At 38.3% G+C, this 686-nt stretch carries 1 protein-coding gene; it reads left to right on the top strand.

Features of this window, described 5'->3' with window-relative positions; translation table 11 throughout:
* The coding region (locus tag V1T75_RS16385) for a condensation domain-containing protein (RefSeq protein WP_330489565.1) at positions 1 to 686 on the top strand (686 nt) is incomplete at both ends.

The following is a 686-nucleotide window of genomic DNA, read 5'->3' as shown; positions in this document are numbered from 1 at the left end:
CAAGGAGTATTACCAGAGTATATGGTTCCGAGTGTGTATGTTTTATTAGAGAAGTTTCCACTTACTTCAAATGGTAAGATAGCTTATAGAAGTTTACCAGTAGCTAGTAGAGTATCAACAGCTTCTTATGTGCCTGCTTCTGGCTCGTTAGAAAACTCATTGGTTGGAATTTGGTCATCAATATTACAAGTTGCAGCATCAGAGTTAAGTGTTACAGAGAGTTTTTTCCGTATGGGAGGGCATTCGTTAAAGGCAATAAGTTTGATTAATAGCTTGAATAAGGAGTTGGATTTAGGTCTAAGTCTTCGAGACATCTTCACCTATCAAGACATTCGATCATTATCACGTTATATAGAAGGTATTGAAAAGGTAGGAGTTAGTTATAAGAGCATTCCAAGATCGGAAGAGAAGGAGCGATATGTATTGTCATCAGCTCAAAAGCGTATGTACTTTTTGTATGAGTTCGATAAGGGGTCAACGAGTTACAATATGCCATCTTTTTATCGCTTGGATTCAAGCTTGGAATTAGACCGATTGTCTTCTGTTTTCAAAGACTTGGTTGCCCGTCATGAGAGTTTACGTACGCGTTTTGTACTTGAGGGTAGCGAAGTGTATCAAGAGGTATTGGAGGGATCAGATTTTGAGGTATCTTATATAGAAGGCAAGGAAACGATAGGAGCGTATAT

Source organism: Tenacibaculum sp. FZY0031 (assembly GCF_036350695.1).
Lineage (GTDB): Bacteria > Bacteroidota > Bacteroidia > Flavobacteriales > Flavobacteriaceae > Polaribacter.
Note: the sequence above shows the minus strand (reverse complement) of the source record. Positions and strands in the feature narration are given on the sequence as shown.